At 63.1% G+C, this 8362-nt stretch carries 6 protein-coding genes; 1 reads left to right on the top strand and 5 read right to left on the bottom strand.

Going from position 1 to position 8362, the window contains the following annotated elements:
* The coding region (locus ACTQW0_RS08305) for an IS3 family transposase (RefSeq protein WP_441567744.1) at positions 1-666 on the top strand (666 nt) is incomplete at its 5' end.
* 236 nt (positions 667-902) lie between these two features.
* On the opposite strand, the gene ACTQW0_RS08300 is transcribed toward ACTQW0_RS08305, so the two are convergent.
* The 5 genes from ACTQW0_RS08300 to dnaK form a co-directional block, all read right to left on the bottom strand.
* The gene (locus ACTQW0_RS08300) at positions 903-3203 is read right to left on the bottom strand and encodes a hydratase (protein WP_441567742.1); all 2301 of its coding nucleotides are present in this window, start codon (positions 3201-3203) and stop codon (positions 903-905) included.
* Positions 3204-3665: 462 nt separating this feature from the next.
* A complete protein-coding gene (locus ACTQW0_RS08295; protein WP_427719306.1) occupies positions 3666-4082 on the bottom strand; it encodes a heat shock protein transcriptional repressor HspR in 417 nt (138 codons plus the stop codon).
* 72 nt (positions 4083-4154) lie between these two features.
* Positions 4155-5120 (bottom strand): DnaJ C-terminal domain-containing protein, encoded by a 966-nt coding sequence (locus tag ACTQW0_RS08290; protein WP_154518131.1) that lies wholly within the window; start codon positions 5118-5120, stop codon positions 4155-4157.
* A 107-nt stretch (positions 5121-5227) separates the two neighbouring features.
* Positions 5228-6070 (bottom strand): nucleotide exchange factor GrpE, encoded by an 843-nt coding sequence (locus ACTQW0_RS08285; protein ID WP_441567740.1) that lies wholly within the window; start codon positions 6068-6070, stop codon positions 5228-5230.
* 2 nt (positions 6071-6072) lie between these two features.
* A complete protein-coding gene (gene dnaK, locus ACTQW0_RS08280) occupies positions 6073-7965 on the bottom strand; it encodes a molecular chaperone DnaK (RefSeq protein WP_154518137.1) in 1893 nt (630 codons plus the stop codon).
* Positions 7966-8362 lie beyond the last annotated feature (397 nt).

Here is an 8362-nt window from a genome sequence, read left to right as displayed (position 1 = left end):
CAAGCCGTGACCGGAATCGGTGAAAATACGTTAGCGCAACCGGTGAAACCGCCTTTGCGCGAACGGCGCGCCTGTTTAGCGAAACTGGTGAAAAATAGATTGACGCTAACAAGCTCCTACAGGGGGCTCGTGGGGAGCACGTTCGAGAACGTCATCGCGAGGGATTTCGGCGCCGAGGGGCCGTGGCAGAAGCTCGGCACCGACGTCACCGAGTTCAAGGTCGCCGGCGCCAAGGCCTACTGGGCCCCGGTGCTCGACTTCTGCACGAAGGAGATCGTGGCGAGCGACATATCGACCTCTCCGGACCTCGCCCAGCAGCACAGGATGCTCGACCGGCTCCTCGAGGCCCTGCCCGACGGGGCGGCACCGACCATGCACTCGGACATGGGCTGGCAGTACCAGCACGAGTCCTACACCTCCAGGCTGGAGGGGGCGGGCATCACCCAGAGCATGTCGCGCAAGGGGAACTGCATCGACAACGCCGCCACCGAGCAGCTCTTCGGCCACGTGAAGGACGAGTTCTACCGCGGCAGGGAGTGGGGCAGCTTCGAGGACTTCAAGCGCGACCTGGAGGAGTACATAGCCCATTGGAACACGCGGCGCAGGCAGGTAAGATTGAAGGGCCTGACGCCGGAGGAGTTCCGGAACCGGGCCCTTGCGGCGTAGTCGCTATTTATTCAGTCCAAGTTTCGGGGCGCAGTTCACTGTCCCCTTTGTGGCGGTTTTCGACAAAAAGAAGCCGCCCCATTATCAGAGGCGGCATCAAGCAAGTCTATTTATTGGCGTCCCTCAAGACCCAACGAGAACGCAGAAATGTAGCCCGGGGCTTACCCTTTTCCGAACGCGACCCTCGCGAAGCGCGTGAGCACGAGGGAAAGGTGTGTCCGGGGCGTACAGCAACGTTACTCGGCAGCAGCCTTGAACTTGTTGTAGTTGATCAGGCAGCCGGCCTTGACGATGGCACGCTCCTCCGCCGTCATATCGGCAATATAGAGCTCAATCTGCTCGACCGTGCCGTCGGCGCGCACCACGTAGGCGGCGATGTTCTGCAGATCGCCGTCGAGCGCGGTGCGGATACCCGACACGAAGACGTAGTCGCCCACCTCAAAGTTGGGCTCGGCCTCCATCTGGAAGGGCACCATGCCCCAGTTCATCACATTGGAGCGATAACGCTTGGTGGCGTACTCGTGGACGATGTTGGCCAGACCGCCAATCACGCGCTGGCAGCTCGCGGCCTGCTCGCGGGCAGAACCGTCACCGGGCTTCTTGGCATAGAGCATGGAGCCGTACTCGGTCGCCTTGGCATCGGCCGCGACGCCGGCGCCGGCCAGCGCCTCAAACACGCCGGCAAGCTCGGCATCGAGTGCCGCCAGGTCGCCTGCCGCCTCGCCGGCAACGCGGCGCTTCTCCACGGCGTCGACCTCCTTGGAACGACCCACGTAGGCCGGATCGCGGCGGCTGAGCGTAAACTCTGCCAGGCCCAGCGGATTGGAGCGGAAGGAGCTCGTCTCGCCCGAGGGAATGAGCTCGTCGGTCGTAGTGACCGGGTCCATGATCTTGGAGCACACCTTGAGCAGGATATCGTCGCCGAGAGGCTCCATCGCGGGCCACGGCTTGATGTTGGGGCCTTCGACCAGCTCGTCGGCAGGCTCGGCCTTGCCAAAGCCCCAGTACACGCGCTTTTTGTACGGCGCGTCGTCAAAGGTGTACTCGCAGGCCTCGTCCCAAGTCTCCTCGGGCAGGTCGGTCGCCGGCGTCAGGACGCCGCCGTTGGCAGCCGTCGCTGCAATGGAGCGAGCGTCCATTAGGGCCACGGCGCTCAGCTGACCATTGCCCGGCTTGGAACCCTCGCGGTTGGGGAAGTTGCGCGTGGTGTGACGGATCGAAAGGCCGTTGTTGGCAGGCGTGTCGCCGGCACCAAAGCACGGACCGCAGAACGCCGTGCGCACGATCGCGCCGGCCTCCATAAGGTCGTAGATATAGCCACGGCGCGTAAGTTCGAGTGCCACGGGCTGGCTCGTGGGATAGACCGACAGCGAGAACTCGCCGCAGCCGGTGTTGGCGCCCTTGAGCACACGGGCAGCCTGGACCACGGAGTCGTAGTTGCCGCCCGAGCAGCCGGCGATAACGCCCTGTTGCACGTGCAGCTTGCCGTCGACGATCTTGTCGAGCAGACTAAAGTGCGTCTTGCCTTCACCGATCTTGGCGGCCTCGAGCTCCACCTTATGCAGGATGTCCTCGAGGTTCTCGTTGAGCTCCTCGATCTCAAAGCCGTTGGAAGGATGGAATGGCAGCGCGATCATGGGCTTGATGCTCGACAGATCGACCTCGACGCAACCGTCGTAGTAGGCGACATCGGCGGGCTTGAGCTCGCGGTAGTCGTCGCCGCGACCGTGCATGGCCAAAAACGCGTGCGTGTCCTCGTCGGTGGCCCAGATGCTCGACAGGCAGGTGGTCTCGGTGGTCATGACGTCGACGCCGTTGCGGTAATCGGTCGTCATGCTCGCGATGCCGGGGCCAACAAACTCCATGACCTTGTTCTTGACATAGCCCTTGGCAAAGACGGCACGGATGATGGCGAGCGCCACGTCGTGCGGGCCGACGCCGGGACGCGGGGCGCCCGTGAGGTAGATAGCGACGACGCCGGGATAGGCAACGTCGTAGGTGTCGCGCAGCAGCTGCTTTGCCAGCTCGCCGCCGCCCTCGCCCACGGCCATGGTGCCCAGGGCGCCATAGCGGGTGTGCGAGTCGGAGCCCAGGATCATCTTGCCGCAACCGGCGAAGTTCTCGCGCATAAAGGAGTGGATGACGGCGATGTGCGGCGGGACGAAGATGCCGCCGTACTTCTTAGCCGCGGAAAGGCCAAAGACGTGGTCGTCCTCGTTGATGGTGCCGCCCACGGCGCACAGCGAGTTATGGCAGTTGGTGAGCACGTAGGGCAGCGGGAACTGCTCCATGCCCGAGGCGCGCGCCGTCTGGATGATGCCGACGAAGGTGATGTCGTGGCTCGCCATGGCATCGAAGCGAATCTTGAGCGCCTCGGGGTCGCCGGACGTATTGTGTGCCTGGAGGATCGAATACGCGATGGTGCCGCGCTTGGCATCCTCGGGCGTCTGCGTAATACCGCGCTCGGCAGCCTCGGCCGCAGGCACAACCTCGCTGCCGCCGCGCAGGTAGATGCCATCCTCGTACAGCTTGACCATACTGTCTCCCACTCTGCCCAAAAGATTTGGGCGCATAGCATGCATTCGTTCAATATCGTGCCATAGAACGGTTGCGAGTGGGTTACGAATCTGCACGTTCACTTTATCTCGGTAAAGTACAGGACGAGCCCGATGTGGGTCAGCAGATTTGGTGCAAGAGCATCCCTTTCGACTAGTCATTTAAGAACGTCCCCAATGACTACCCATAACAACACCGATGTTTTGGCAACGACAGCGAGCGGGCCGCATTTCCAAAGTGAGGAACGTCCCCAAGTGCCGCATCCGGACCATGGCAACGCCGCAGGTAGAGGACGGACAGCGAGCGACGTCCAGGGCGAACAAGTTGGCATGAAAAAGGCAAGGCATAGACCTTCTGGTCATGCCTTGCCTTTTGAATGACATATTGTCGCCCTGGGCGGCGCGCAGCGTCGGCCGGTCCGCCGTTCGTTAGAACGGCGGAACCTAGAGATCCCCGCCGGCTCCCAGTAGCTTGCGCATGACCTGTTCGGGATTAACCGAGCCATCGCGCGGGGCCAGGGAGGTGATCTTCTTCTGCATCTTGTACTCGTGCAGCTCGTCCTCGAGCTGGCGCATGCGGGCGCGGAGCTTTTCGTTCTCGCGCTCGCGCTCCTCGGCACGCTCCTTCATATCGAGGATGCGCACCACGCCGGCAAGGTTGATGCCCTCGTCGGTCAGCTGGTTGATGAGCTCCAGGCGCTCGATATCGGCACGCGAATACAGGCGCGTGTTGCCGCCCGAGCGCTGGGGGTTCACCAGGCCCTTGGACTCGTAGACGCGCAGAGTCTGCGGATGCATGCCGGTCAGCTCGGCCGCCACGCTGATCATGTACAGCGGTTTGTTCCTATTGTCCTCGGCCATGCTACCTGACCCCTTTCCGTCTCGTTATCGTCCATCATAAGCCCGCGGGCGTGGGCGTGCACCGCGACCGCCCTAGAACGTCGCCTTGTAACGGTTGACCTTCTCGCGGTAGTCGCGCGTGTCGGCCTCGCGCAGCTTGGTCATGGCATCGCGCTCGTCATCGGATAGGTTCGTGGGAACCTGCACCTTGATCTCGACGAGCAGCGCGCCCGTACGGCCACGGTGCTTAACGTCGGGCGCCCCCATCTCCTTAAAGCGGAACTTCTTGCCCGTCTGGGTACCCGCAGGCACTTTCAAACGGACCGTCGCACCGCCGGGCGTGGGCACATCCACCGTGCAGCCGAGCGCCGCCTCGTAGACCGAGACCGGTACCTCCATGGTCACGTCGGCGCCTTTGCGCTTAAACAGCGGGTGCTCCTCCACATGCGTGGTCACGACCAGGTCGCCGCGCTCGCCACCGGCGACGCCATACTCGCCGCGACGCTTGTAGCGTAGCTTGCCGCCGTCGACCGCGCCCGCGGGCACCGAGACCGTAATGGTCTGCTGCTCGCCTGTCGAGGGAATGCGATAGGTGACCTTGTGCGTCACGCCGCGAAACGCGTCCTCGGCCGTCACATCGACGGTCAGCGACAGGTCGCCGCCCTTGCGAGCGCGGCTACGACCCGCGCCGGCGCCGGCAGCGCCCGCAGCCCCGGCAAAGCCCGAGCCCCAATCGCTGCCCCAGGCGCCGTTGCCGCTAAAGATGCTGTCGAAGATGTCGCCCCAGCCGCTGGCACCCGCGCCGGCACCGTAGCCGCCGCCATACGCGCCGCCTGCGCCCGGCATGCCGCCAAACATGAGCATCTGGTCGTACTCTTTGCGCTTCTTCTCGTCCGAAAGCGTCTCGTAGGCCTCGCTGATCTCCTTGAACTTGGCCTCGTCGCCGCCGGCGTCAGGGTGATATTTTTGCGCGAGCTTGCGAAACGCGCTCTTGATCTCTTTGTCGGAGGCGCTCTTGGATACGCCCAGGATGTCATAGAAGGTTTTGCCTGCAGCCATCGTAGCTCCTCTCCTGTTTTATCCGTCGCCCAGCGGGCGGCGGCTCATGCTTTCATATGGCACTAGGCCAGAAAGGGCCCCGGGTGTTGCCCCGGGGCCCTTCTCAATTACTCCTCGGTGCTCTCGGCCGTATCGGCCGCAGCATCCTCGGGCGCCGTTTCGGGCTCCGGTGCGGGGCGCTTTTCGCCACCGTAGGTCACCGTCACCATCGCGGAACGCAGGATGCGGTCCGCCATGCGGTAGCCCTTCTGGTACACGTCGTTGACGGTCTCGTCGTACTGCGATGCGTCCTCGACGCGACCCACGGCCTGATGCTCGAGCGGATCGAACGCCTCGCCCTTGGGGTCGATGGGCTCAACGCCCTCGTGCGCAAACACGTCGAGTAGCTTGGCATGTACCGCGTCGACGCCATCGACGAACTGCTTAAAGTCGTCGGCAAGCTCTTGGCTGCGGGCATGGTCGATCGCGCGCTCGATATCGTCGACCACCGGCAGTAGCGCAGTGACGAGCTTCTCGGTCGCGCGCTCACGCTCGGCGATACGCTCGCTGGCGGTGCGGCGACGGAAGTTCTCCCAGTCGGCCTGCAGACGGGCGGTGCGCTCGGTGGCGTCCTTCGCCTTGTCCTCGGCAGCCTTCTGAGCCTCTGCCGCAGCATCGAGCTCATTGCGCACGTCGGCAAGCTCCTTCTGGGCCTGCTCGAACTTGAGCTTAAAGTCGTTGTCGGCGGCTTCCTCACCGGCGCGGATAGCGGCTTCCACCATCTCGTCCTCGGTCATCGTCGCCTCCTTGTTGGAATCCTCTACCTGGTTCTCGACAGCCTCGGCGGCCTCGGCCTCGTTGGCCTCGGTATCGTCGACGGCCTCTACGGGAATCTTCACGTCCTTCTCCTCAGAGTCAACGGAGGCGGCTCCAACGGCAGCCGCCTCCGTGCGAGCTTTACGGGCGGACATGATTACTTGTCCTCGTCGTCCACAACCTCGTAGTCGGCGTCGACGACGTCATCGTCGGCAGGCTGGGCGCCGGCGGCACCGTCGGTCTGCTGCTGAGCGTCGGCGTAGACAACCTGAGCCAGCTCGTAGGCCACGGACTGCAGGGACTCGCCAGCGGCCTTGATGGCCTCGACGTCAGAGCCCTCGAGCGCCTTCTTGGCATCGGCGATAGCGGCCTCGGCCTTGGACTTCACGTCGGCGGAAACCTTGTCGCCCAGCTCGTTGAGGGTCTGCTCGGTGGAGTAGCACAGGCTGTCGGTCTGGTTGCGGACCTCGACCTCTTCCTTCTGCTTCTTGTCCTCCTCGGCATGAGCCTCGGCGTCCTTGACCATACGATCGACTTCTTCGTCGGACAGAGCGGTGGAGCCGGAGATGGTGATCTGCTGCTCCTTGCCGGTGCCCTTGTCCTTAGCGGAGACCTTGACGATGCCGTTGGCGTCGATGTCGAAGGTGACCTCGATCTGCGGCACGCCGCGGCGGGCAGCCGGGATACCGGTCAGCTGGAACTTACCGAGCGACTTGTTGTCGCGGGCAAGTTCGCGCTCGCCCTGGAGCACGTTGATCTCGACGCTGGTCTGGTTGTCGGCAGCGGTGGAGTAGACCTCGGTCTTAGAGGTCGGAATCGTGGTGTTGCGGTCGATCATCTTGGTCATGATGCCGCCCATGGTCTCGACGCCCAGCGACAGCGGGGTAACGTCGAGCAGCAGGATGCCCTCGACGTCGCCGGTGAGCACGCCGCCCTGGACGGCAGCGCCGTCGGCAACGACCTCGTCGGGGTTCACGGACATGTTGGGCTGCTTGCCGGTCATGGTCTTGACGAGCTCCTGGACGGCGGGCATACGGGTGGAGCCGCCGACGAGGATGACCTCGGTCAGATCGGAGAGCTTAAGGTTAGCGTCGCGCAGGGCGTTGGTGACAGGCTGCTTGCAGCGCTCGAGCAGGTCGCGGGTGATCTTCTCGAACTCGGCGCGGGTCAGCGTGTAGTTGAGGTGCAGCGGGCCGGACTGGTTCATGGTGATGAACGGCAGGTTGATAGTGGACTGCTGGGCGGCGGAGAGCTCCTTCTTGGCGTTCTCGGCGGCCTCCTTCAGACGCTGCAGGGCCATGGGGTCCTGACGCAAGTCGACACCGTTCTCCTGCTGGAACTTATCGGCCATCCAGTCGATGACGCGCTGATCCCAGTCGTCGCCGCCCAGGTGGTTGTCGCCCGAGGTGGACAGAACCTCAAACACGCCGTCGGCGAGGTCGAGGATGGAGACGTCGAAGGTACCGCCGCCCAGGTCGAAGACCAGGATGCGCTGGTCGGAGCCCTGCTTGTCCAGGCCATAGGCCAAAGCGGCAGCGGTCGGCTCGTTGACGATACGCTTAACGTTGAGGCCGGCGATCTTACCGGCGTCCTTGGTGGCCTGGCGCTGGGCGTCGTTGAAGTAGGCCGGGACGGTGATGACGGCGTCGGTGACGGTCTCGCCCAGATACTTCTCGGCGTCGGCCTTCATCTTTGCGAGCGTCATGGCGCTCACCTGCTCGGCGGTGTATTCCTTGCCCTCGATGTCGACGACGGCACGGCCACCCTGGCCCTCCTTGACCTCATACGGCACGGTCTTGAGCTCGGAGGTGCACTCGGAGTACTTGCGGCCCATGAAGCGCTTGATGGAGAACACGGTGTTCTTGGGGTTGGTGACCGCCTGGTTCTTAGCGGCCTTGCCCACGACGCGGTCGCCGTCGGCACGGAAGCCCACGACAGACGGGGTGGTGCGGTCGCCCTCGGCGTTCACGATGATGGTCGGAGAACCGCCCTCGAGAACGGCCATTGCGGAGTTAGTAGTACCAAGGTCGATACCAAGAATCTTGCCCATTAGAAATTCCCTCTCTCTTGTGCGTTTGCACCGACTCGGCGGTCTGCCAAGCGGTCTTTCGGTTTGTCTTTCAGGATGTAGTGTATCCCCTTATGGACCGGAATATACAAAATCTAAGTCAATTCATATAAGATTTCTTATCACTTAGAGTTTAGGTTCTCGAATGCGCAGGTAGATGCGCTGATTGAGTTCTCGGCAAATCTATCGAAATCTATGTAGAGATGGCTGAGGTTTGGGCCGGGGGTGCCTGGGGCTGCTTTACGGAAAGCTCGTCCCGTTTTGAGAGCGGGACTGCGGACAAAAAGTTGGACCGTTGAGGTCCGGAACGGAGTCCGCATGGCATACAGTAGGAGAATGGTGGAGAGGGCCAGGGCGCTTCGCGGCGCCGGGCTCACCG

Source organism: Collinsella sp. LCP19S3_B7 (genome assembly GCF_052121795.1).
GTDB lineage: Bacteria > Actinomycetota > Coriobacteriia > Coriobacteriales > Coriobacteriaceae > Collinsella.
The sequence above is the reverse complement of the archived record's forward strand: the minus strand, read 5'-3'. Positions and strand labels throughout refer to the sequence as shown.